Below are 23,799 nucleotides of genomic sequence, written 5' to 3'. Positions count from 1 at the left end.
GAGCGGCCATCGTTCCACGCGGCCGAGCCGGGCAACAAGTCGCCTGGCGGGAAATGGATATGACGGCTCGTCAGTGATCGGCGGCGAGCAGTGCGTCGGCGACGGCGGTGCGGGCGTACAGGACGGTGCGGCCGGTGCGGTGGGCGGTGGCGAGGCCGGCCGCGCGCAGAGCGGTGAGGTTCTGCGAGACGTGGGCCGGGGAGAGGCCGGTGCGGTGGGCGAGTTCGGTGGTGGTGGCGGGGGCGTCGAGTTCGGCCAGCAGGAGGGTGCGGGCCCGGCCCAGGACGGCGGCGAGTGCCTCGGTGGCGGAGCCGGTGCGGGGCTGCCAGAGGCGGCCGACGCCGTGGGCGCGGTAGGCGAGTTGGGGCGGATCGGGCGGGGCGATCCGGGTGGACAGGCCGGGGCCCTTGAAGGCGGTGGGGATCAGGAGCAGTCCGCCGCCCGCGGTGTGGCGGGCCAGGGTCCGGCTCCGGCGGTCCAGGCGGAGCGCGGTGTCGTCCCAACTGAGCTGCGGGTGCAGGGTGTTGAGGAGCCGTCCGGTGCCGTGCCGGGCGGCCTGCCGGGAGCGGTGCAGGACGTCGGCGTCCAGCAGGGCGCGGATGCGCGGCCAGTACGGGGCGAGGGCCGTCTCCCAGAAGGCGGCGATCTCCCGGAGGAGCGCGGGCAGCCGGGCGGCCGGGTCGGCGTGCAGGGCGCGCGTCCGGGGGCCGGTGCGGCCCTGGTGGTGACGGAGGTGGTCGAGGTCGGCGCGGACGCGTTCGGCGGGGTGGCGGCGATCGCCGCGAGTTCCTCGTCCAGGGCGGGGGCGGGGCCGGCGGGCGCGGGGTTGAGGAAGTCCGGCACGTACGGGGTGCCGGACGGGAGCAGTTCGGCGAGCCGGCCCCGGTCGAGCGCGGCGGCGGCCACCCGGGGGCGCACCTGGTCGAGCCAGCGCCGGTGGACCGGGTCCGCGGTGCCGGCGGCCAGCAGGCGGTAGCCGGTGGTGAGCTGCCACATCGGGGAGACGGCGAACCGCACCCGCGCCACGTCGCGGGCCGGGAAGGCCAGTTCGGCCAGGACGGCCACCTCCTGCTCTCCGAGGACCGCTCTCCGAGGACCGCTCTCCGAGGATTCGCGGATGTCCGAATCAGTGGCCGCCACTGTAGCCGCCGGTCGATCATCGGCGGCATGACCCCACAGACGATCACCGCCGCCGCGGCGGGCAGCTGGACGCTGGGCGACCGCGTGGTCCACCGGATCGGCTTCGGCGCGATGCGGCTGGCCCAGACCGGCGCGGCCCTGGTGCCCGGCGCGGTCGCGCGCGACCGCGGGCAGGCGGTCGGCGTGCTGCGCCGGGCCGTCGAGCTCGGCGTGAACCACCTCGACACCGCGGCCTTCTACTTCTCGCCGCTGCGCTCGGCCAACGAACTGATCAACCGGGCGCTGTCGCCCTACCCCGACGACCTGGTGATCGCCACCAAGGTCGGGCAGCCGCGGGACCCGTCGGGGGCGTGGCTGCCGCACGCCGGGCCGGACCAGTTGCGCGGGCTGGTGGAGGAGAACCTGCGCCAGCTCGGCCGCGACCACCTGGACCTGGTGAACCTCCGGGTGGTGGGCGACGGTTCGGTCGCCGAGCGGTTCGGCGCGCTGGCCGAGCTGCGGACGGCCGGGCTGGTCCGGCACCTCGGCCTGTCCAACGTCCAGCCTCACCAACTGGCCGAGGCGCAGAGCGTCGCACCGGTGGTGTGTGTGCAGAACATGTACGGCCTCGGGGTCCGGCCCGAGCAGGACGCCCTCGTCGAGCTCTGCCGCGAACAGGGCGTCGCCTTCGTGCCGTTCTACGCGATCGCGGCCGCGGGCCGCCAGTACGGGGCGGGCGCCGAGGAGCACCCGGAGGTGGTCGAGGTCGCCCGGGCGCACGGGGCCTCCCCCGCGCAGGTCCGGATCGCCTGGACGCTGCACCGCGGCCCGCACGTGCTGGCCATCCCCGGCACCGGCGACCCCGCGCACCTGGAGGCCAACGTCGCGGCCGGCGGCCTGCGGCTGTCCGCGGCGGAACTCGCCCGGCTGGACGCGCTGCACCGGCGGTGACCGCCCTGCCGGGGCCCTGCCGGGGTCCTGTTGAGGTCCTGCCGGAGCCCTGCCGGAGCCCTGCCGGCAGGATGGGCGCCGTGACGGACGACATCCGGGGGATCTTTGAGCGGGCCGGCTGCGAGGGCGCGCTGTGCGTCCTACCGCTGGACGACGACGGCGAGTCCGGCTTCCGTGGAGCCGGTTCCGGCGAGTTCGGCTTCCGCGCCGACGAGCCGTCGGTTCCGGCCTCGGTGGTCAAGGTGCAGGTGGCCCTGGAGGTGGAGACCTGGTTCGCCGAGGGCCGCCTGGACCCGGGCGAACGGGTGACGCTGAGCGCCGCCGACCGGACCCCCGGCCCGACCGGGACCTCGCTGTTCGAGGACGACGTGGTGCTCTCCTGGCGGGACATGGTCGTCCTGATGCTCACCATCAGCGACAACCACACCACCGACGTGCTGCTGCGGCGGATCGGCGTCGCCGCCGTGAACGCGACCGCCGAACGGCTCGGACTGACCGGCACCGTGCTGGAGTCCGACCTGCGGACCATGCTCGACTCCATCGGCCGGGACCTGGGCCGCACCGGCTGGGCGGACGCGGTGGCCTGGGGGGAGCGGGCGTCGGCGGCCGAGTCGGCCCGGGCCGAGGAGCTGCTGCCGACCGCCCGCGCGCTCGACCCGTCCCGGGGGACCCGGACCACCCCGCGCAACATGGCCGAACTGCTGCGGCTGATCTGGACCGACCGGGCCGGACCGGCCGCCGCGTGCGCCCGGGTGCGCACCCTGATGGGCCATCAGCTGACCCGGCACCGGATCGCGAGCGGCTTCCGGCCGCCGGTGCGGGTCGCGGCCAAGAGCGGCGGCCTGCTCGGCGTGGTCCGCAACGAGGTCGGCGTGATCTCCCACCCCGACGGCCGCCGGTACGCCGCCGCCGTCTTCACCCGCTCCCGGCCGGGCTCGGACGAGACCGCGATCAACGCCGCCATCGGCGCCGCCACCGCCCGGGCTGTCGCCGCGCTGCGCGGGGAAGACGGCTGACCGACCCCGTGCCCGTCCCCGTCCGAGCTGTCTCCGGCGCGGGGTGCCGGTCCGTGACATGCCGCATTCGGCGCAATCGGCGGCCGTGGCCCGTCCGGCGACCACGCTGGGCCCGTTGATCGCGTTGATCGCGTTGATCACGGCTTGATCATGTTGATCACGGTCCGGATCGGGGAGACCGATGGTGCGCAGACCGTCCGAGGCGTTGTCCGAGCGGGCACGAGGGGCGGCGCGGCGGCACGCACCGGCGGGCGGCCGGGCCCGGGGCGTCCTGGCGTCCCAGGGGCCCGCCGCGGCCCGGATCGTGGTCACGGTCGCCGTCGCCTGGCAGGTGGCGCTCTGGCTGGGGGCGGACCAGCCGCCCGTGTACGCGGCCGTCGTCCCGCTGGTGGCCCTGGGCGGTGACCCGGCGACCGCCCTGCGCACCTCGCTGCAGCGGGTGCTGGGCGTCGTGGCGGGGGTGGCGATCGGCATCGCCGCCCTGAACGTCCTGCACCCCTCGACCGGCGCGCTCACCCTGGTCGTCGCCCTGGGCCTGGGCATCGGGATGCTGCTGCGGGTCGGCGGGCCGCCGAACGTCCAGGTCCCGGCCTCCTCCCTGCTGGTCTTCGCCAGCACCTCCCCCGACGCCTACGCCCTCCACCGCCTCTGGGAGACCGCGGCGGGGGCGGCCGTGACCGTCCTGCTCGCGCCGCTGCTGTGGCCCGCCGACCCCCGGCGCGCCCTCACCGCCCTCGCCCGCGACTCGTCCGCCCACCTCACCCGGGCACTGGCCGGCACCGCCGCCGCCCTCGGCACCGATCCCGCGGTGGCCCGCGACAACGTCACCGCCGTCACCGGCCACGTCGACGCGGTCCACGACAACGCCGCACGGGCCCGCGAAGCCGAACGCTCCGTCCGCTTCAACCCCCTGCACCGCCGGTACCGCGACAGCGCCGAGCGCACCGCCCGGGCCGTCACCGCCGTCGACCGCCTCGCCCCGCACCTGGAGACCCTGGCCGGGGAGGTCGCCGCGTTCACCGCCAGGGACGACCTCGCCCCGGTCGTCACCGACGCCCGGCCGCACCTGCACGCCCTCACCGCCGCCACCGGTCGGGCGATCACCGGCGTCCTGGACACCGGCGGGCCCGGGCCGGCCCTGGCCACCGTCCGCGACAGTCTCGCCGCCTACGCCCGCGCCGACTCCCGCCCCGCCGCGGTGGCCCTGCGCAGGCCCTTCCAGCAGATCCTCCAGCTCCTCGACGGACTCGGACGAGTCCCGCAGGAACAGGAACAGGGGCAGGAGCAAGGACGGGAACAGGAGGGCGCATGAGAGCGCCCCGCCGGGGCAGGCGTCGGGTGCGGCGGACGAGGGCCCGGCCAATCCCCCCTTGCGGCCGGGCCCCCGCCGTACGGGGTCGACCCGCGCCCGCCGCGCCGGGCGGTCTCGCGTGCGCGGGGGCGCTACGGGGTGTCGCCCGTCCAGTCCCAGCGGTGCGGGGCGGTGGGGCGGGGGGCGTAGTGCGCGCGGCCTTCGCTGCCGTAGTGGCTGAGGCCGGTGACGAGGGCGGCGCCGCGTTCGAGGTCGGCCTGGTCCCGGCCGGTGACGTCCAGGAGGAGGCCGTCCAGAGGGCCGCCCACCAGTTCGCGGTACTCGCGGCCGGGGCGCGGGCCGGGGTCCTCGTGGTCGGCGCCGTAGACCCGGCCGCGCAGCAGTTGCTCGTGGTGCTCGTCCATGGGACACAGCCTGGCACCCCGGGCCGACAAGCGGCGGGGGTGCCGACGGGCTTCCGGTGCCGGTGCCGGGATGTCAGCGGTCCTCGGCACGCTGCCCGTCGCGGACACCGAAGGGTTCCGGCACGTACCGGCCCTCGGGGTGGGCGGCGACGCACCCGTCGCCAGGGGCCGTCGCCGCGCTGCTCTCCGACCGCCCGCCGGGAGCTGACGGCGCTTCGCCACAGGCCCCGCGCCCGCTCGCCGTCCCGGACGTCCCCGACTCGCCGCCCCCGGAGACCGGCCGTGCCCCCACCCCGACGCGGCCCCGCGTCCGGTGGTCGGCCGCTGGTAGGTTCGGTGCCCGCGGGGATGGCTTGGGTGACGGAGGGGTGTCGGTGACACTGCAACCGGTGTTCGTGGTGGGCGACGAGGACGTGCACACCCTGGAGGCGGTCGGCTTCGACTCCGAGGAGGAGTTCCAGCGGTTGTTGGCCCGTCACCCGCGCGTCCTGGACTTCGGCTCGCTGGCCGACGGCCGTCCGCTGCACCTGTTTCTGGTGGCGCGGGAGATGGGCGTGGCCACCGGGGAGCACACCGGGCCGACGCTGGCGCTGGACCACCTGTTCGTGGACGAGGACGCGGTGCCGACCCTGGTGGAGGTGAAGCGGGCCGGCGACACCCGCATCCGGCGCGAGGTGGTCGGCCAGATGCTCGACTACGCCGCCAACGGGGCCCGTTACTGGCCGGCGGCCCTGCTGCGGAAGACCTTCGAGGACACCTGCGCCACCGACGGCGTTCCGTTGGAGCAGGCGTACGAGGCCCTGTTGGGCGAGCGGACCACGCAGGAGTTCTGGGCCGAGGTGGAGGAGCGGCTGGCCGCCGGCCGCATGCGGCTGCTCTTCGTGGCCGACCGAATCCCGGGCGAGCTGCGGGCGGTCGTGGAGTTCCTCAACCGGCAACTGCGCCAGACCGACGTGTACGCGGTCGAACTGACCCACTACCGGGGCGCCGGGGCGCTCCGCGTCCTGGTGCCGCGCGTCTACGGCGAGACGGCCGCGGTGCCCGGGAAGTCCTCCTCGACCGCCACCCGCCGGGCCGCCTGGTCCCGCGACGAGATCGAACAGGCGGTCAGCGGCTACCCCCGTGCCCACGAGAACGCCGCCCGCCGCCTCCTGGAGCACGCTTCCCGCCACGGCCGCTGGGAAGGGGGCCGCGGTCAACACCCCAGTGCGTTGGCCGAGTACACGGCCGCCGGCCGCAACTGCCGCCTCTGGGCCCTGACTCTCACGCCCCGCAGCGACAAGGCCCGGCTCGACTTCAGCCTGGGCGCGGTCCGGCAGCGCCTCGGCGCGGCGGCCGCCGCCGCCCTGACCGCCGACCTGCGCCGACTGCCCACGCTGGCGGGGAGACTCGCGGACGCCGCGGCCCGCGACTACAACCTGTGGCCCGGCCTGCCGCTGGACGACCTCACCCGCTCCGACGCCCTGGACGCGGTACTGACGGCCCTGGAACGGCTGCTGGCCGTCACCTCCGCCGACAGCCCCGTCCCTGACCCCGATCCCGCCTGACCGTCCGGCCCGGGCGCATGTCGTGCCCGTCAAGGCGTTGTGCGCGGCCGATCCGGGGGTAGCGTCCTGGGCATGGACCTTCCCACCACCGTCGAGCGCGCTCGACGCCTCAAGCAGTTGCACGCCGACCACCAGCCGCTCGTGCTGCCCACCGTCTGGGACGTGTGGTCGGCGCGGACGGCGGCCGGCGCCGGGTTTCCCGCGCTGACGATCGGCAGTCATCCGCTGGCCGAGTCCCGGGGCGCCGAGGACCACGAGGGTCAGACCTTCGAGGAGGTGCTCGCCGCCGTCAGGCCGATCATCGCGGCCGTCGACGTCCCGGTCTCCGTGGACCTGGAGGCCGGGTACGGGCAGCGGCCCGCCGACCTGATCGCCGGCCTGATCGAGGTTGGCGGCGTCGGCCTCAACGTCGAGGACACCGTCCACTCGGAGGGCGGGCGGCTGCGCAGCACCGAGGAGCACGCGGAGTACGTCGCCGGGCTGCGCGCGGCGGCCGACGACGCGGGGGTCCCGGTCTGGATCAACGGGCGGACCGACCTCTTCCTGCACGCGCAGGACGCATCCGCCGTCCTCGACGAGGCGGTCGAACGGCTGCTGGCCCTGGAGCGGGCCGGCGCCGACAGCGTCTACCCGGTGCGCATCCAGGACGACGACGCCCTGCTCACGGCGGTGACCGGCGCCCTCGGCGTCCCCGTCAACTCCACCGCCCACCCCGTCCGGCACGACCTCGACCGCTTCCGCCGCCTCGGCGTCGGCCGGATCACCTACGGTCCGCTGCTGCAGCTCGCGCTGACGGACTCCATGAAGGACATGCTGGGGGCGTGGAAGTCCTAGCGTCTGAGCCGACTCCCCCGCCTCAGCGGACCGCCCGAGCCGGCGGCCCGTCAGGAGGCCGGCCGGGGACGGCGGGTGTCGGTGGGCGCCCGTAGGGTGCCCCCGTACCCGAGGCCAGGAGGGCGATGTGGGCTCTGTCGATGATGTAGCGGTACCGGTATCGGACGGGTGGGCGGAGTGGCTCGCCCACGCGGACGCGCTCGCCGCGGTGGGCGATCCGCGCGGGGAGGCGATCCGGCGGGAGCACCGCAGCGGCGGGGAGTCGGCGGAGACGGTCGCGGCGTACGGGCGGGTGGAGCGGGAGTGCGGGCTCGATCTGCTCCGGGCGGACGGGTCCTGGCGGTTCACCTGGTCCCGGGGGTTCGTCGACGAGGCCGTTTTCCGGCTCGCGCCGGACCCGGGGCGGCGGCGCCGGGCGCTGGTGGAGCGGCTGCTGGCGGAGCGGTCGCCGACCGGGCCGTTCGGGGGCGGGGAGGTCGACCCGGCCGATCCCGAGCAGTGGGAGGGGGTGCTGGTCGACGCCCTGCTGTCCCATCCGGCGGCCCGGCTGCTGCGCGGTCTGGAGCTGCGCCTCACCGACTACCACCACTCCGCCGAGCGGGCCGCGGTCGCGCTGGGGCGGCGGCGGTGGCCCCGGTTGGCGTCCCTGTCCTTCGGCCACGGGTTCGACACGCTGCTGGAGTCGCACCCGACCTCGGCGGGGAACTCCGTCGAGCCCGAGGCGTACCTGAACGCCGCGGTGGTCCCCGAGGAGGTGGCGCGGGCGCTGTGGGGGTCGCTGCCCGCGCTGCGCTCGCTGGAGCTCGAGGGCGCGTTCCTGTTCGACGACGTGGCGCACGACGGCCTGGCGCACCTGCGGGTGCGGGGGGCCGTCTTCGCGGACGGTTCCCTGTTCCCCTCCGCGACGCCCGCCCTCGTCTCGCTGGAGGTGGAGATCGACTGCGACGTCCACGGCACGGTGGGGACGAACGCCCAGCTGGCGGAGCTGGACCCGGCCCGGTACCCCCGGCTGCGGCACCTCGACCTGGGCCGGGCGCACTTCGAGCCCGAGGAGACCGGCGATTTCGTCCTCCTCGCGGAGCACCCGTTGCTCGCCCAACTCGAGTACCTGGGCATCAGGGAGTTGGTGATCGGGGCCGCGGACGTGGACGGGGACCTCGATCCGCCGGCCCTCCTCGCCGCGCTGGCCCCCGGTTCGCCCACCTGGAGCTGCGCGTGGCGGGCGACGTCGCCGTCGAGGGTGCCGACGACGCGGAGGTCGCCCGGATGCTCCCCGCGCTCGGTACCGTCCCGGCGCCCTGACCGGGCCCGTCCCGGCTCGGGGTCCGGACCGGGCGGCGGGGCGGGGCGGTCAGCCGACCTGCTGGCGGGGTCCGGGGCGGGTGCGGGCGGTGGTGGGGGCGTCCGTGGGGCGGGTGGTGCCGGGGCCGGCGGGGAGGGTGAAGGCGAAGAGCGCGGCGACGAGGGCGACGGCCGCCAGGACGGCGTAGCTGAGTTGGTAGGCGGCCAGGGGCGGGTGGGCGCGCTGCGGGCCGCTCGCGCCGAGGACCAGGACCGAGGTGACGACGGCGGGGGCCAGGGCGCTGCCGGTCTGCCGGACGACGGTGTTGAGGGTGGCGGCGTGGGCGACGTCGGCGCGGGCGATGGTGCTGAAGGAGGCGATGGTGGTGGGGATGAAGACCGCGCCCATGGCCAGGCCGAGCAGGAACATGTAGCCGCGGAAGGTCCACAGGCCGGTGTCGGCGTCGGCGGTGGCGAACAGCAGCATCACGCCGGCGACGCCGAGCAGGCCGGTGCCGATGATCGGGCGCGGTCCGACCCGGTGGTAGACCGCGCCGACCACCTGCATCGTCACAAGGACGCCGAACGCCTCGGTGAAGGTGGTGCTGCCGCTCTCCAGCGCCGTGCCGCCGCGGGCCTCCTGGAGGAAGATCGGGCCGAGGAACATGGCGCCCATCATCGGCACGTAGCCGACCAGGCTGACCAGGTTGGTGTCGCGGAACAGCCGGTCGCGGAACAGCCGCAGCCGCAGGATCGGCTCGGGCGTGCGGAGTTGGTGCCGGACGGCGACCGCGAGCAGGACCGCGCCGGCGGCCAGGGTGCCGAGCACCGGCGGCCGGGTCCAGCCGAGGTCGGGGCCCGCGCAGACGCCGTACATCAGGGCGGCCGTGCCCGCGCCGCACAGCAGCAGGCCGGGCAGGTCGAGGCGGCCGGCGGCGTGGTCGCGGTGCTCGGCCAGGAAGAGCGCGCCGAACAGGACCGCCGCGGCGCCGAAGGGCACGTTGACGTAGAACACCCAGCGCCAGGACAGGCCGGTGATCAGCAGGCCGCCCAGCAGCGGGGCGATCGCCGGGGCGATCTGCTGCGGGATGACCATCAGCCGGGACAGCCTGACCTGCTCGGCCTGGCTGAAGGTGCGGAAGAGCAGGGCCTGCGAGGTCGGCATGAGCAGACCGGCGGCCAGGCCCTGCAGGGCGCGGGCGCCGACCAGGGCGGTCAGGTTCGGGGCGGCGCCGCACAGGGCGCTGGCGGCGGTGAAGGCGGACAGCGACAGCAGCATCAGGCGGCGGCCGCCGTGGCGTTCCACCAGCCAGGCGGAGGCGGGGATCATCAGGCCCAGGCAGACGGGGTAGACCACGACGACGCCGGTGAGGGCGGCCGGGGTCAGGTCGAACTGCCGGGCGATGCTGGGGAGGGCGACGGTGGTGATCGCCCCGTCGACGATGCAGATGAAGGTGGTCAGGACAGCCATGATGGGCACGACACGGCGCTGGCCCAGGCGGGTGCTCATAGAAGCTGAGCATACTCAGTATGAGTATGCTCATGAAGTCCGAGGGCCCGGCGGGAACGCACCGGATTCCGCAGCGGAACCGGACGAGGATGGGGAGCACACGGCATGGCAGCGGAAGCGAAGGCGCGGCACCGGTTCGGCAGCAGCGACGTCCTGATCGACGAACTGTTCGCCACCACCCAGCAGTTGCGCACCTTCGTGGACGGCCGACTGCGCGAGCACGGCGCCTCGGTGGCCCGGCTGCGGACCCTGCGCGTCCTGGCCCTGGCGGGCGGGCCGCTGCGCATGCGCGACCTCGCCGAGTACGTGGGCAACGCCCCCGCACGACCACCACGATCGTCGACAGCCTCGAACGGGACGGCCTGGTCGAACGCGTCCGGCACCCCTCCGACCGGCGCGCGTTCCTGCTGACCCTCACTGCGGAGGGCGTGCGCCGCCACCGCGAGGCCGAGGAACTCGACCGTGCCGCCCTCGCCGCGGCCACCGGCGCCCTCGGCGCCGCCGAACGCGAGCAGCTGCGCACCCTGCTCGGCCGCATCCGCACCGCCGTCGCCGACACCGGCGACGGTGACGGTGACGGCAAGAACGGCGGCAACAGCGACGACGCCCACGACACCGACGGGTGAAAGTCCGCCCTTAGGGGTCAGGTTGACCGCCCTCCACGCCGAAAGGGTTCGTGAACAGAAGGAGGGGGTCGTCGTGCGCTACGTCCTGCTGGCTCTCGGACTCGCCTGCCCCGTGGTGGCCCTGGCCGTCTTCCTCGCCGCGGCCCGGGCGGGCCGCCGCAGCGACGAGGACGAACCGGGCTGAGCCCAGGGCCCCGGAGCCGAGCGGGCCTGGGCCGGGCCGGACACGGCCGGGCAGGCCGGGACCGGGCGGGCCGGAGCCGATCGGGCCGGAGGCTCAGCGGGTGGTGGCGAGGGCCTCGGCGATGGTGGTGGAGAGCGGGGTGGTGGGGCGGCCGATCAGGCGGGAGAGATCGCCGCTGCCGCCGGCCAGCAGGCCGCGGGAGATGCCGGAGACGTCGACGTCGACCAGGATCTCGGCCAGCTGCGGGGGCAGGCCCGCGCCGGTGAGCACGCCGAGGTTGGCCTCGGCCGGCAGCTCGTGGTGGGCGACCTGGCGGCCGCTCTGCCGGGAGAGTTCGGCGGCGTACTCCTCCAGCGTCCAGGCGGTGTCGCCGCTGAGCTCGTAGACCCGGTTCTCGTGGCCCTCGCCGGTCAGCACCTCGGCCGCGGCGGCGGCGTAGTCGGCGCGGGACGCCGAGCCGATCCGGCCGCCGGCGGTGCTGCCGGCCACGCCGTGCTCCAGCTGGACCGGGATCAGCGCGGTGTAGTTCTCGGTGTACCAGCCGTTGCGCAGGAAGGTGTACGGCAGGCCGGAGTCGAGGATCAGCTGCTCGGTGGCCTTGTGCTCGTCCGCGAGCCGGAAGTCGGCGTCCGGGCCGCCGAGCACCCCGGTGTAGACCAGCCGGGCGGCCCCGGCGGCCTTCGCGGCCTCGATCACGGCGGTGTGCTGGGCGACCCGGCGGCCGACCTCGCTGCCGGAGACCAGCAGCACGGTGTCGCCGGGGCGGATCGCCGCGGCCACCGTCTCGGGCCGGTCGTAGTCGGCGACCCGCAGTTCGACGCCGCGGGCGGCCAGGTCGGCGGCCCGGCCCTCGTCGCGGACGGCGGCGACGACCTCGCTGGCCGGGACGCGGGCCAGCAGGGCGTCGATGACGAGACGGCCCAGCTGACCGGTGGCGCCGGTGACGACGATGCTCATGGTGATGCAACTCCTGAGGTGGGACAACGCTTGGAGACCCACCCTAGGAAAGTCGCTAACCATTCGGAAGTACCCACTTTCGGGTAAGGTACTTCCGTGAACATCAGGGTGAAGGAACTGACCGGCGGTATCCCCGTGGACGTCAACTCGGTCTGCTGCCCCTCGCGCGGCATCCTGGAGCACGTCACCAGCCGCTGGGCGGTGCTGGTGCTGGCCGTCCTGCTGGACGGCACCCACCGGTTCAGCGAGCTGCGCCGCGCGGTGGGCGGGGTGAGCGAGAAGATGCTCGCCCAGACCCTGCAGACGCTGGAGCAGGACGGCCTGGTCCACCGGGAGGCGTACCCCGTCATCCCGCCGCGGGTCGACTACTCGCTGACCCCGCTCGGCGAGGAGGCCGCCCAGCACGTCTGGACGCTGGCCCGCTGGGCCGAGACCCGCACCCCCGAGGTCCTGGCGGCCCGGGCCGCCCACGCCGAACGGCCGACCCGAAACGGCAAGGGGAAGGGCGGCGGAACGGAGGCCACAGGGGCGAAGGACGCCGGAGCGAAGGTCGCCGCGGCGAAGGGCGCCTAGGGCCTGTTTCAAAAGTGCTGGTCACAGCCACTCATTGATGGCTGCGACCAGCACGGTCCCGATGTCGCGATGGCTCCGTGCCATGAGCCCGGCCCGCCAAAAGGACGCGACAGCGCCCGTGGGCCTGGCGATGATGGCAGCCATGACGGATGAAACCGGACCTGAGCCGCTGGGCCTGTGCATCGTGGCCAACATCGCCCCGGAGACCAGCCAGGGCGAAGGCGGGCTGGAGATTCGCAAGGGGCATCGGCACTTCGTGCCGGGGGCGAAGGTGTGGGTCGCACCGCCGGGCTGGGGCGACGGTGGCGAAAGCGTCATCGTGGCCGGACGCCACCGGAGAAACAGCCGTCGTTACGCGCGAATCGTGATCAAGAGGCGGTTCCTCGTGAACTTCCGGGTCCGCGCCGTCTACAGCCCGGCGCTGGTAAGGGCGTTGACGGCGGCGGAGCCCGGCGAGGAGAAGGAGTTCGGCGCCCGCTTCCTGTGGTCCCCGGAAGAGGCGGAGAGCTGGGCGCGCTCCTGGAACACCCCCAAGATGGAGGCACAGCTGGACGGCCGACACATTTGGACCCAGCTGGTCGCCGATCCTCCGCCCATGGAGCTGCACCTCGACGGTGCCACCTACTACCTGGCCCATTTCAACGCCAACCGGGCTCGCTACTCATCCGAGCCGCCGCCCGTCGAGCCGTCGCCGCGGACTGGCTGAAGGAAGCGGCCCGCCCCCAGAAGTAGATCAAGGCCATGCGATGATCACGTTCCATGGCCCGGGGAGACCTGACGGACGCCCAGTGGGCAGTGCTGGAACCGCTGCTGCCGCAGGGCGCCAGGCCCGGCCGGCCTCCGCTGCACACCAGCACGCGGCCGGCGCGCGTAAAAGGGGGACCTGCAGGTCGAGTCGCCCGGCGGCATCTTCACCGAGCCCGACGACCACGGACTCGGACGCTCCCGCGGCGGACTGCCCTCCAAGATCCACCTGGCGGTCGAACAAGCCCAGAAGCTGATGTCGCTCGTGATCACCGCCGGACAGCGCGGCGACTCCCCACAGTTCCAGGTCGTCCTGGACCGAATCCGCGTACCGTGCCTGGGCCCGGGACGCCCACGGACCCGGCCGGACAGGGTCCGCGCCGACAAGGCCTACGGGTCCCGCGCGAACCGCTCCTACCTGCGAAGACGCCACGTTGGCTGCACGATCCCCGAGAAGCGGGACCAGATCGCGAATCGCAAGGAACGCGGCTCCCACGGCGGGCGGCCACCGAAGTTCGACAAGAACGACTACCAGGAACGCCACGCGGTGGAGTGCGGGATCAACCGCCTCAAGCGCCACCGCGCGGTCGCCACGAGGTACGACAAACTCGCCGTTCGCTACGAAGCGACCGTGCTGATCGCAGCCATCAACGAGTGGCTGTGACCAGCACTTTTGAAACAGGTCCTAGCCGGAGCGGCGGGCGGCGGCCGTGGGCGGGGTGGTCACTCCCCGGGGCGGTGTGCAGGAAGTGGTGGAGTGAGGCGGCCATCGCGGTGACGAACGCCTCGCGCTGCGGCGGTGGGGCGACGTCCAGCGAGAGGTAGGGGTTGAGGTCCTCCAGTTCGACCAGGAGGAGTTTGCCGGTGGTGGTGCGGCAGGCGTCGACGCGCTGGATGCCGTGGTCGAGGGTGTTCCAGGCGATGAACCGGCGGGCGAAGTCCAGGTCGTCCGCGGTGGGGTGGTAGGGCGTCAGCTCCCAGCGGCGGGACGGGTCGGGGGCGTGCAGGGCGTACTGGAAGGCGTCGTCGACGAAGTAGAACGAGACCTCGTAGCGGAAGTCGACCAGCGGCTGGACGAGCATGCCGTCCCAGGAGGGGGCCGGGCCGGGGGCGCGGTCGGTCAGTTCGGCGCGGTCGACCACGGAGAGGCCGATCGAGTCGGCGCCGGCCTTGGGCTTGACCACGTAGCGCTCGGCCGAGGGCAGCCGGTGGAGGTCGGCGGGGCGGTCGACGGTGGGGATGACCGGGTGGCCGGCCGCGGTGAGGTCGAGCAGGTAGTCCTTGCCGGCCATGTCGCCGCGGCCGGTCAGCGGGTTGTAGACCCGGGTGCCGCGTTCGGCGGCCCGGCGGCGGAAGGCGTCGAACTGCTCGCGGTAGTGCAGCACCGGCCCGCTGTTGCGGATGACGACCGCGTCGAAGCCGTCCATCAGGGCGGCGGCGTCGCGCGGGTGGCACAGCGCCAGGTCGAACTCCTCGCGCAGCCGCGCGGTCAGGTAGATGTCCTCATCGCAGTACCGGCGCCCCTGGGCCGGGTACGCGAGGTCGGTGACGAACAGGATTCCGGAACGCTCACGCACGCTGCCGTCCTCTCCCGGTGGGCGGAGCGGTCACTCTACGCGGCCCCGGACGGGCGGCGGCCGGAGGGTCCGTCCCGGGAGCGGGGCCCGGGCGGCCTCGGGGTGGCCCCGGGGGAAGTGGCCGGGGGACATCGGGGGACACGGGGCGACACCGGAGGACACGGGAGAACCCGGGGCGTACGACGGGCGCACGGGAGCACGGTGGGGGCCGGAAGGGCGCAGGGGGTCACGGGGAGAGCACCGGAGACCGAGGGGAACGGATCGTTCCATATCGGTACATGCGGGGGTGCAGCGGGCAGGTCGCGACCGCATGTGCGCCGGTCCGGGCGGTTCGGCATATGACCGGGGCCTTTTCTAATTCGCTCACTTGAATGATTACGGACCGGTAACGTGGCGATCACCGGGAGCGGCCTCGACACATCCAATGACGTGATAGGAATAGATATGTTTTTCGGGGGCAGTCGTGCCCCGGCGCATCACACCCATGACATCTGCGCTGGGTTGTGCGCCGGGTTGTGCGCCGGGCGGTTTTCGGGGGTTCCGCACCGGAGTGCCGTCGCCCCCGGACCGCAAGACGCTCGAAACGCGGAACGGCGACCGAGACAAGGCGATACAAGGGGTGGGCAACGTGAGCAATCCTTTCGATGACGAATCCGGGCGCTTCGTCGTGCTGGTGAACGCGGAGGCGCAGTACTCGCTCTGGCCCGCGCACATCGAGGCCCCGGGCGGCTGGGACCAGGTGGGCGCCGAGGGGTCGCGGGAGGAGTGCGTGGCGCGGATCGACCGCCTGTGGACCGACATGCGCCCGGCCGGCCTGGTCGCGGCCATGGAGTCCGACACCGACTGACCCGGGGTCCGGCCGTCCGAGCGGTCCGGCCGTCCGATCCGATCATCTTGATCTGATCATCTTATTTATGGGATTTCCGCTCCGGGCCCGTCGGCACCTTCCACGGGCCCGGTGGCAATCCCTCCATTCAGTGGGAATTCACCCCGCGGACGCGCCCCGGCCGACCGCGCGCTCCACCGTGTCCGCAGTTCTTCCCATTCGTCACTGGAAAACCTCACCGAAGGTGTCGTCGGCATGCTTGAATACCGTCCCGTCCTGTCGGACGAAACCGCCCCGGAACTCCTGGACCCGGAACTCCCGGAAGCCGAACTCCCCGGCTCCGAGCTGCCGGAGTCCGAACTCCCGGACTCCGAACTCCTGGAGCTGACCACCGCGCAGCAGGGCGTGCGGTACGGCCAGCTGGTCGATCCGGACAGCCCGAAGTACAACATCGGCGAATGCATGGAGATCCGCGGCGGGCTCGACGAGGAGCTGTTCGCCGAGGTGGTCGACCGGGTGGTCCACCAGTGCGACAGCCTGAACACCGTGCTGGTCGAGCGGGACGGCGCGGTGCGCCAGCGGGTGGTCCGGTCCGGGGTGCCGCGGGCGCGGCTGCTGCGGGTGGACCTGAGCGGGGCGGCCGATCCGGCGGCGGCGGCGGAGCGGTACATGGCCGGGGACATGGCCACCGTCGACGACGTCGAGGCCCCCACCCACCACTGGGCGCTGCTGCGGCTGGGCCCGGAGCTGCACTACTGGTACGTGCGCTACCACCACATCGCGGTGGACGGCCTCAGCGGCGCGGTGTTCGCCCGGGCGGTCGCCGAGCTGTACACCCGGGCGGCGGCAGGAGTGGAGCCGGTGGCGCTGCCGGGGCCGCTCGGCGGCCCGCTGCGCGCGCTGGTGGAGGAGGAGGCGGCGTACCGGGCCTCGGAGCGGTACGCGGCGGACCGGGCGTACTGGGTCGGCCGGTTCGCCGACCGGGCCGTCGACGGGAGCGGCGCGGGCGCGGGCAGCCTGCTACGCCGGCGCACCGACGGCGGCGGCGCGGACCGGTCGGGCGGCGGCGGGAAGGACGCCGGCGCGCCGGGCACCGGCGGGGCGCTGCACACCGGCGAGACGCTGCCGCTGCCGGTGTTCGAGGGCCTGCGGCGGCTGGCCGCCGAGCACCGCACCACCTGGAGCGCGGTGCTGGTCGCGGCGCTCGCCGCGTACGCGGCCCGGGTGGCCGGGCGGCGGGAGGTCTGCCTGGGGCTGGCCTCGCACGGGCGTCCGGGCGGGTTACGGGAGGCGGTGGGGATGACCGCCACCGTGCTGCCGCTGCCGCTGGCGGTGGAGCCGGGGGCGACGGTGGGCGGCCTGGTGCGGGCGGTGGCGGCCGAGATGCGCGGCGCGTTGCGGCACCGGCGCTTCTCGCGCGAGCAGTTGGCCCGGGAGCTGAACCTGTCGGACGGCGGGTCGCGGCTGACCGACCTGGTGGTGAACGTCATGGGCTACGACTACGACCTGGACTTCGCGGGCAGCCGGGCCACCTCCCGGCTGCTGTCGATCGGCCCGCTGAACGACGTGTCGCTGTTCGTCTCCGAGCGGGCCGAGGGGACGGGCCCGCTGATCGGTTTCGACACCGATCCGGCGCTGTACCGCCCGAGGACGTGCGGCTGCACCAGCGGGCGGTGTCCGGTTTCCTGGCCGCGTTCGCCGGGGCGGCCCCGGACGCTCCGGTGGACGGCCTGCCGCTGGTGGACGCGGCCCGGGCCCGGGAGCTGGTCGAGCAGGGCCGGGGCGGGGCGCTGCCGCGGCGGGCGACGGACGGCCCGGCGGCGGACGGCCTGGCGGCGGCGTTCGCGGCCCGGGCCCAGGCCGCGCCGGACGCGCCGGCGGTGGTGGACGGCGAGCGGGTGCTGTCCTACGCCGAACTGGGCGGGCTGTCGGCCGGGTTGGCCGGGGCGCTGACCGGCCGGGGCCTGCGGGCCGAGGACGGGGTGGGCGTCCTGGTGGGGCGTTCGGCCGCGGTGGTGACGGCCTCGCTGGGCGCGGTGGCCGCGGGCGGGGTGTACGTGCCGATGGACCCGGCCTGGCCGGCCGAGCGGCTGGACCGGGTGGCCGAGGTGGGCCGGGTCCGGGCGCTGGTGGTGGACGGGGCGGCGGCCGGGCTGGATTGGGTGGCGGCGGCGGCCGGGCGGCTGCCGGTGCTGGTGGTGGACCGGGCGGGCGCGGTGCTGCGCGGCGGCCCGGAGTGGCCCGGCCCGCTGCCGGGGGCGGTGCCCGGCGGGCGGTTGGCGTACACGGTGTTCACCTCGGGCTCCACCGGCCTGCCCAAGGGCGTCGGGGTCAGCCACGCGGACGTACTGGCGCTGGCGGCCGACGCGGCCTGGGCGGACGGCGCGGTGGACGCGGTGCTGATGCACTCGGCGTACGTCTTCGACGCCTCGACCTTCGAGATCTGGGCCCCGCTGCTGAACGGCGGCCGGGTGGTGGTGGCCGCCCCCGGGGTGCTGGACGCGCCCGGGCTGCGGGCGGCGGTCGAGCGGGACGGGGTGGGCGCGCTCTTCGTGACCACCGCCCTGTTCAACGAGATCGCCCGGACCGACCCGGCGGCGTTCGCGGGCCTGCGGCTGGTGGCGGCGGGCGGCGAGGCGGCCGCTCCCGGCGTGCTGGGCCGGGTCGCCGCGGCCGCGCCGGACACCGCGGTGCTGAACGTCTACGGGCCGACCGAGACCACCACCTTCGCCACCCGGTACCGGGTGCGCCCCGGCGCGTCCGGGGTGCCGCCGATCGGCCGGGCCCTGGACGGCGTGCGGCTGTACGTGCTGGACGCGGCGCTGCGCCCCGTCCCGCCCGGCGTGGTGGGCGAGCTGTACGTGGGCGGGGCGGGGGTGGCCCGCGGCTACCTGGGCCGCCCGGGCCTGACCGCCGGGCGGTTCGTCGCCGACCCGTTCGCGGCGGACGGGGAGCGGATGTACCGCACCGGCGACCTGGTGCGCTGGACGGCGGGCGGCGACGTCGACTACGTGGGGCGGGCCGACGGGCAGGTGAAGCTGCGCGGGTTCCGGATCGAGCCCGCCGAGGTGGAGAACGCGCTGCTGGCCCGTCCGGGCGTCCGGGACGCGCGGGTGCTGGTGCGCGAGGACGTGCCGGGCAACCCGCGGCTGGTCGCGTACGTGGTGCCGGAGCCCGGGGCGCGGGTGGAGGGCCCGGCGCTGGCCCGGGCGCTGGGCCGGGTGCTGCCCGCGTACACGGTGCCGGGCGCGTTCGTGCTGCTGGACGCGCTGCCGCTGAACGCCAACGGCAAGGTGGACCGGCGGGCGCTGCCCGCGCCGCCGACCGCCGCGGCCGAGGGGCCCGCGCCGCGCACCGCGTACGAGGAGGTGCTGGCGGGGCTGTTCGCGGACGTGCTGGGGCTGCCCGCGGTGGGCGTGGACGACGACTTCTTCGCGCTGGGCGGGCACTCGCTGCTGGCCACCCGGCTGGCGGCCCGGGTCCGGGCGGCGACCGGCGCGGAGCTGGAGCTGCGCGAGGTGTTCGCGCACCCGACGGTGGCCGAGCTGGCGGCCGTGCTGGGCCCGGCGGGGGCGGCGCGGCCCGCGCTGGTGGCGGCGGAGCGGCCCGACCCGCTGCCGCTGTCCTTCGCGCAGCGGCGGCTGTGGTTCCTCAACCGGGTCGAGGGCGCGGGGGACGTCTACAACGTGCCGCTGGTGCTGGCCCTGGACGGTCCGCTGGACCCGGCGGCGCTGGGCGGCGCGCTGGACGACGTGCTGGCCCGGCACGAGAGCCTGCGCACGGTGCTCGCCGAGCGCGACGGCGTGCCGCAGCAGCTGGTGCTGGCGCCGGCGGACGCGGCGGCGCGGGTGCCGCTGGACGTCGAGCGGGCCCCGGCGGGCGACGACACCGATGACGGCGCCGGCGATGACGCCTGGGTGGCGGACGCGGTGCGGCGGCTGGCCGCCGCGCCCTTCGACCTGACCGCGGACCTGCCGGTGCGGGCGCGGCTGCTGCGCACCGGCCCCGAGCGGCACGTGCTGGTGCTGGTGCTGCACCACGTGGGCGCCGACGGCTGGTCGCTGGCCCCGCTGTGCCGGGACCTCGCCGCCGCCTACCGGGCCCGGACCACCGGCGGCGGCGCGCCCGACTGGCCGGCGCTGCGCGTCCAGTACGCCGACTACGCGCTGTGGCAGCGCGAGCTGCTGGGCGCGGACGGCGACCCCGAGTCGCTGGCGGCGCGTCAGCTGGCGTTCTGGCGCGGGGCGCTGGCGGGCCTGCCGGGGCCGGTCGAGCTGCCCGGGACCGCCCCCGCCCGGCCGTCCCCGGCCACCGGGGCGGCGCGGTGCCGTTCGCGCTGCCCGCCGGGGCGTACGAGCGGGTGGTGCGGCTGGCCCGGGAGAGCGGCTGCACGCCGTTCATGGTGCTGCACGCGGCGCTCGCGGTGACCCTGCACGCGCACGGCGCGGGCACCGACGTCCCGTTGGGCACGGCGCTGGCCGGGCGCGCCGACGAGGCGCTGGACGAGCTGGTGGGCTTCTTCGTCAACACCGTGGTGCTGCGCACCGACCTGTCCGGCGACCCGACCTTCCGTGAACTGCTGGGCCGGGTCCGGGAGTTCGACCTGGCCGCGTTCGGCCACGCGGACCTGCCGTTCGAGCGGCTGGTCGAGGAGCTGAACCCGGACCGCTCCGGCGGCCACCACCCGCTGTTCCAGACCATGCTGGTGCTGCAGAACCAGCGGGCGGCCGAACTCGACCTGCCCGGCGTCACCGTGCGGGACCTGTCCGGTCCGCCGACCACCAGCAAGTTCGACCTGACCTTCTCGCTGACCGAGCTCGCCGGAGCCGCCCTGGCGGCCGGGGACACCGACGCCGCGAGAACCGCCGACCCCGACTCCGACGCCGTGGACGCGGGCCCGGACCGGCCCGGTGCCGTCCGGCTGGGCGGGTACCTGGAGTACGCCACCGAGCTGTTCGACCCGGGCACGGCGCGCGCGCTCGCGGACCGGTTCGCCCGGGTGCTGGCCCTGGCCGCGGCCGACCCCGACCGGAGCGTCGGGGAGCTCGACCCGCTGACCCCGCGGGAGCGGGCCCGGCTGCTGGCCGACGGGCGCGGCGAGCAGCGCCCGCTGCCGACCGCGAACGTGGCGGAGCAGGTCGCCCGGTGGGCCGCCCGCACCCCGGACGCGCCCGCCGTGCGGGACGGGCGCACCCGGCTGAGCTACGCCGAGCTGGACGCCCGGGCCGACGCGCTGGCGGCGGTGCTGCGCGGGCGCGGGGCGGGCCCGGGGGCGCTGGTGGCGCTGGCCGCGGCGCCGTCGGCGGCGGCCGTGGTCGCCATGCTGGCCGTGCTGCGGGCGGGTGCCGCCTACCTGCCGGTCGATCCGGGTACCCGCCCGCGCGGATTCGGCAGATGCTGGCGGACGCCCGGCCCGCGCTGCTGCTCACCGGCCCGGGCCTCCCGGCCGGGAGCCTGCCGGCGGACGCGGCCGGGGTGCCCCGGCTGGCGCTGGACGAGCCGCTGCCGCCCGTCCCGGCGGACCCCGGCGGCGGGCGGGCCGGGGAGCCGGCCGGTCCGGCGGAGGCCGCGTACGTGATCTACACCTCCGGGTCGACCGGCCGTCCCAAGGGCGTGGTCGTCCCGCACCTGGCGCTGGCCAACCACATGGCCTGGATGGCCCGCCACCTGGAGCTGACCCCGGACGACCGGGTGCTGGCCCGGACCTCCACCAGCTTCGACGCCTCGGTGTGGGAGCTGTGGCTGCCGCTGACCTGCGGCGCGGAGGTGTGCGTGGCCCCGGCGGAGGCCAACGGGAGCCGCGCGAGCTGCTGGACTGGATGCGCCGCTTCGACGTCACGGTGGCCCAGTTCGTGCCCTCGCACCTCGCGCTGGTGCTCGCCGAGGGCGAGGGCGCCGTCCCGGCGGGTGCCGCGGCGGACGGCGGCGGCGGGCCCGGGCGGCCGCCGGGCGGGCTGCGGGCGGTGCTGTGCGGCGGGGAGGTGCTCCCCCGCGCGCTGGCCGAGGCGGTCGGGGGGCGCTGGGGCGCGGTGGTGCACAACCTGTACGGCCCGACCGAGGCGACCATCGACGCCACCGCGCACCGGGTGGCGGGGCCGGTGGCGGGCGCCGCGGTGCCGATCGGGCGCCCGGTGGACGGGATGCGGGCGTACGTGCTGGACGGGCGGCTGCGGCCGGTGCCGGCGGGCGTGGCCGGGGAGCTGTACCTGGCGGGGGCCAACCTGGCCCGCGGGTACCTGGGCCGCCCGGGGCTGACCGCCGAGCGCTTCGTGGCGGACCCGTTCGCGGCGGACGGGGAGCGGATGTACCGCACCGGGGACCTGGTGCGGTGGGGCTCCGACGGGCTGCTGCACTACCTGGCGCGGGCCGACGACCAGGTGAAGCTGCGCGGGTTCCGGATCGAGCCGGGCGAGGTGGCGGCGGCGCTGCTGGCGCTGCCGGGGGTGTCGGCGGCCTGCGCGGTGGTCCGGGAGGACGTGCCGGGCCGGGCCCGGCTGGTGGGCTACGCGGTCGCGCCGGGCGCGGCGGCGGGCGCGCTGCGGGCGGCGCTGGCCGGGGTGCTGCCGGGGCACCTGGTGCCGGAGGCGGTGGTGGTGCTGGCGGCGCTGCCGCTGCTGCCCAACGGGAAGGTGGACCGGGCCGCGCTGCCGGTGCCCGCGGACGGCGGCGGGGCCGCCGGGCCGGGCCGGGCGCCGCGCACGGTGCGCGAGGAACTGGTCGCCGGGATCTTCGCCGAGGTGCTGGAGCGGGCGGAGGTCGGTCCGGAGGAGAGCTTCTTCGAGCTGGGCGGGCACTCGCTGCTGGCGATGCGGGTGGTGGGCCGGGTGCGGTCGGTGCTGGGCGCGGACCTCGCGGTGCGCACCCTGTTCGAGCACCCGACGGCGGCCGGGCTGGCCCGCGTCCTGGAGCCGGGGGCGGCGCGGCGGCCGGTGGTGCGGGCGGTGGAGCGGCCCGATCCGGTGCCGCTGTCCTTCGCGCAGAGCCGGCTGTGGTTCCTGAACCGGATGGAGGGGCCGGGTTCGGCCTACAACCTGCCGCTGGTGCTGGAGCTGCGCGGCGGGCTGGACCCGGCGGCGCTGGGGCTGCGCTGGCGGACGTGGTGGAGCGGCACGAGTCGCTGCGCACGGTGTTCCCGGAGCGGGACGGGGTGCCGCACCAGGTGGTGCTGGACGCCGCGGCGGCGGTGCCGCGCCCGGTGGTGGAGAGCACCGCGCCGAAGGACCTGGAGGCGGCGGTGCTGGCGGCCGTCGGCGAGCCGTTCGACGTGCTGGTGGACCCGCCGCTGCGGGTGCGGCTGCTGCGGGCGGCGCCGGAGCACCACGTGCTGGTGCTGGTGCTGCACCACATCGCCGGGGACGGCTGGTCGCTGGCCCGCTGGTGCGGGACCTGGGCGCGGCGTACCGGGCCCGGCTGGCGGGGGACGGCCCGGCCCGGGCATCCGGGGCGCCCGCGTTGCAGTACGCGGACTACGCGCTGTGGCAGCGCGAGCTGCTGCGCGAGGACGGGGCGCTGCTGCGCGAGCAGGTGGCGCACTGGCGCGGGGCGCTGGCGGGGCTGCCGGGGCTGGTCGCGCTGCCGTGGGACCGGCCGCGTCCGGCGGTGGCGGACCCGCGCGGCGCGGTGGTGGAGTTCGAGGTGTCCCCGGCGCTGCACGCGGCGCTGCTGGGGCTGGCCCGGTCCACCGGCGGGACGCTGTTCATGGTGCTGCGGGCGGCGGTGGCGGCGCTGCTGCACCGGCACGGGGCGGGCGAGGACGTGCCGCTGGGCGCGCCGGTGGCGGGGCGCACCGACGAGGCGCTGGCGGACCTGGTGGGGTTCTTCGTCAACACGCTGGTGCTGCGCACCGACCTGTCCGGCGACCCGACCTTCCGTGAACTGCTGGGCCGGGTAAGGGAGTTCGACCTGGCGGCGTACGCCCACCAGGACGTGCCGTTCGAGCGGCTGGTGGAGGAGCTCAACCCGGTGCGGGCCCGGGACCACCACCCGCTGTTCCAGACCGTGGTGGTGCTGCAGAACCAGCGGGCCGCCCGGCCGGAGCTGCCGGGCCTGGCGGTGGAGCAGCGGCTGGTGCACAACGGGCTGAGCAAGTTCGACCTGACCTTCTCCTTCGCCGAGGACACCGCGGACGCCGGGGAAGCCGGGGACGCCGAAACCGGGACGGGTGCCGGGGCGGGCGGGCTGACCGCGGGCCTGGAGTACGCCACCGCGCTGTTCGACCGCTCCACCGCCGAGGCGCTGGCGGCCCGGCTGGTGCGGCTGCTGGAGCGGGTGGCGGCCGAGCCGGACCGCCGGCTGTCGGGCCACCGGCTGCTGACGGCGGAGGAGCAGCTGCGGCTGA

16 protein-coding genes and 4 pseudogenes are annotated in these 23,799 nt (G+C 75.7%); 15 read left to right on the top strand and 5 right to left on the bottom strand.

The features are described 5' to 3' along the window. Positions 1-70: 70 nt before the first annotated feature. On the bottom strand, positions 71-994 hold the full coding sequence (locus tag QMQ26_RS35765; RefSeq protein WP_318552150.1) for a DUF5937 family protein: 924 nt from the start codon (positions 992-994) through the stop codon (positions 71-73). A 173-nt stretch (positions 995-1,167) separates the two neighbouring features. Between QMQ26_RS35765 and QMQ26_RS35760 the strand changes: the two genes are divergently transcribed. The 3 genes from QMQ26_RS35760 (at position 1,168) to QMQ26_RS35750 (ending at position 4,398) form a co-directional block, all read left to right on the top strand. After that, complete coding sequence (locus QMQ26_RS35760; protein ID WP_282204222.1) at positions 1,168-2,070, top strand: aldo/keto reductase; 903 nt, start codon at positions 1,168-1,170, stop codon at positions 2,068-2,070. Between the two features lie 80 nt (positions 2,071-2,150). Next, complete coding sequence (locus tag QMQ26_RS35755; protein WP_282204221.1) at positions 2,151-3,086, top strand: serine hydrolase; 936 nt, start codon at positions 2,151-2,153, stop codon at positions 3,084-3,086. Positions 3,087-3,267: 181 nt separating this feature from the next. After that, entirely contained in the window at positions 3,268-4,398 is a 1,131-nt protein-coding gene (locus QMQ26_RS35750; protein WP_282204220.1) for an FUSC family protein, read from the top strand. 131 nt (positions 4,399-4,529) lie between these two features. Here QMQ26_RS35750 and QMQ26_RS35745 read toward each other — a convergent pair whose 3' ends face one another. Then, complete coding sequence (locus tag QMQ26_RS35745) at positions 4,530-4,802, bottom strand: hypothetical protein (protein ID WP_100838728.1); 273 nt, start codon at positions 4,800-4,802, stop codon at positions 4,530-4,532. 374 nt (positions 4,803-5,176) lie between these two features. Between QMQ26_RS35745 and QMQ26_RS35740 the strand changes: the two genes are divergently transcribed. Both QMQ26_RS35740 and QMQ26_RS35735 read left to right on the top strand, forming a co-directional pair. After that, positions 5,177-6,349 carry a hypothetical protein gene (locus QMQ26_RS35740; protein WP_282204219.1) on the top strand — a complete coding sequence of 391 codons (1,173 nt, stop codon included), beginning with the start codon at positions 5,177-5,179 and terminating at the stop codon, positions 6,347-6,349. 72 nt (positions 6,350-6,421) lie between these two features. Further along, positions 6,422-7,183: an isocitrate lyase/PEP mutase family protein gene (locus QMQ26_RS35735; RefSeq protein WP_100838729.1), complete on the top strand. Its 762-nt coding sequence runs from the start codon at positions 6,422-6,424 to the stop codon at positions 7,181-7,183. A 1,351-nt stretch (positions 7,184-8,534) separates the two neighbouring features. Here QMQ26_RS35735 and QMQ26_RS35730 read toward each other — a convergent pair. Beyond that, positions 8,535-9,935 (bottom strand): DHA2 family efflux MFS transporter permease subunit, encoded by a 1,401-nt coding sequence (locus QMQ26_RS35730; protein ID WP_282204218.1) that lies wholly within the window; start codon positions 9,933-9,935, stop codon positions 8,535-8,537. 144 nt (positions 9,936-10,079) lie between these two features. On the opposite strand from QMQ26_RS35730, the gene QMQ26_RS35725 reads away from it, so the two are divergent. Further along, entirely contained in the window at positions 10,080-10,385 is a 306-nt protein-coding gene (locus QMQ26_RS35725; protein WP_282206716.1) for a hypothetical protein, read from the top strand. Next, positions 10,310-10,600 carry a MarR family winged helix-turn-helix transcriptional regulator gene (locus QMQ26_RS35720; protein ID WP_282206682.1) on the top strand — a complete coding sequence of 97 codons (291 nt, stop codon included), beginning with the start codon at positions 10,310-10,312 and terminating at the stop codon, positions 10,598-10,600. The genes QMQ26_RS35725 and QMQ26_RS35720 overlap by 76 nt, the downstream gene beginning before the upstream one ends. A gap of 277 nt (positions 10,601-10,877) precedes the next feature. On the opposite strand, the gene QMQ26_RS35715 is transcribed toward QMQ26_RS35720, so the two are convergent. Beyond that, the gene (locus QMQ26_RS35715) at positions 10,878-11,741 is read right to left on the bottom strand and encodes an NAD(P)H-binding protein (RefSeq protein WP_282204217.1); all 864 of its coding nucleotides are present in this window, start codon (positions 11,739-11,741) and stop codon (positions 10,878-10,880) included. 96 nt (positions 11,742-11,837) lie between these two features. On the opposite strand from QMQ26_RS35715, the pseudogene QMQ26_RS35710 reads away from it, so the two are divergent. The 3 genes and pseudogenes from QMQ26_RS35710 to QMQ26_RS35700 all read left to right on the top strand — a co-directional run. Then, a pseudogene (locus QMQ26_RS35710) lies at positions 11,838-12,221 on the top strand (winged helix-turn-helix transcriptional regulator); the annotation flags it as partial. 211 nt (positions 12,222-12,432) lie between these two features. After that, positions 12,433-13,020, top strand: coding sequence for a hypothetical protein (locus QMQ26_RS35705; protein WP_282204216.1), 588 nt, complete (start codon positions 12,433-12,435; stop codon positions 13,018-13,020). Between the two features lie 177 nt (positions 13,021-13,197). Next, complete coding sequence (locus QMQ26_RS35700) at positions 13,198-13,722, top strand: IS5 family transposase (protein ID WP_404814242.1); 525 nt, start codon at positions 13,198-13,200, stop codon at positions 13,720-13,722. On the opposite strand, the gene QMQ26_RS35695 is transcribed toward QMQ26_RS35700, so the two are convergent. Beyond that, the gene (locus tag QMQ26_RS35695) at positions 13,706-14,635 is read right to left on the bottom strand and encodes an ATP-grasp domain-containing protein (RefSeq protein WP_282204215.1); all 930 of its coding nucleotides are present in this window, start codon (positions 14,633-14,635) and stop codon (positions 13,706-13,708) included. The genes QMQ26_RS35700 and QMQ26_RS35695 overlap by 17 nt on opposite strands. A 628-nt stretch (positions 14,636-15,263) precedes the next feature. Between QMQ26_RS35695 and QMQ26_RS35690 the strand changes: the two genes are divergently transcribed. From QMQ26_RS35690 to QMQ26_RS38785, 5 genes and pseudogenes are all read left to right on the top strand, one after another. Further along, entirely contained in the window at positions 15,264-15,482 is a 219-nt protein-coding gene (locus QMQ26_RS35690; protein ID WP_282204214.1) for an MbtH family protein, read from the top strand. Between the two features lie 242 nt (positions 15,483-15,724). Next, on the top strand, positions 15,725-19,888 hold the full coding sequence (locus tag QMQ26_RS38790) for an amino acid adenylation domain-containing protein (protein ID WP_449768982.1): 4,164 nt from the start codon (positions 15,725-15,727) through the stop codon (positions 19,886-19,888). Continuing rightward, positions 19,786-22,303 (top strand): annotated as a pseudogene (locus tag QMQ26_RS38570) (non-ribosomal peptide synthetase); the annotation flags it as partial. The gene QMQ26_RS38790 and the pseudogene QMQ26_RS38570, both read left to right, overlap by 103 nt. A 146-nt stretch (positions 22,304-22,449) precedes the next feature. Beyond that, positions 22,450-22,770: pseudogene (locus QMQ26_RS37655) on the top strand (hypothetical protein); the annotation flags it as partial. Positions 22,771-22,838: 68 nt separating this feature from the next. After that, positions 22,839-23,738 (top strand): annotated as a pseudogene (locus tag QMQ26_RS38785) (condensation domain-containing protein); the annotation flags it as partial. Positions 23,739-23,799: the final 61 nt, after the last annotated feature.

It is taken from the genome of Kitasatospora fiedleri, from assembly GCF_948472415.1.
Classification (GTDB): domain Bacteria; phylum Actinomycetota; class Actinomycetes; order Streptomycetales; family Streptomycetaceae; genus Kitasatospora; species Kitasatospora fiedleri.
This window is presented reverse-complemented; position numbering and strand designations above follow the sequence as displayed.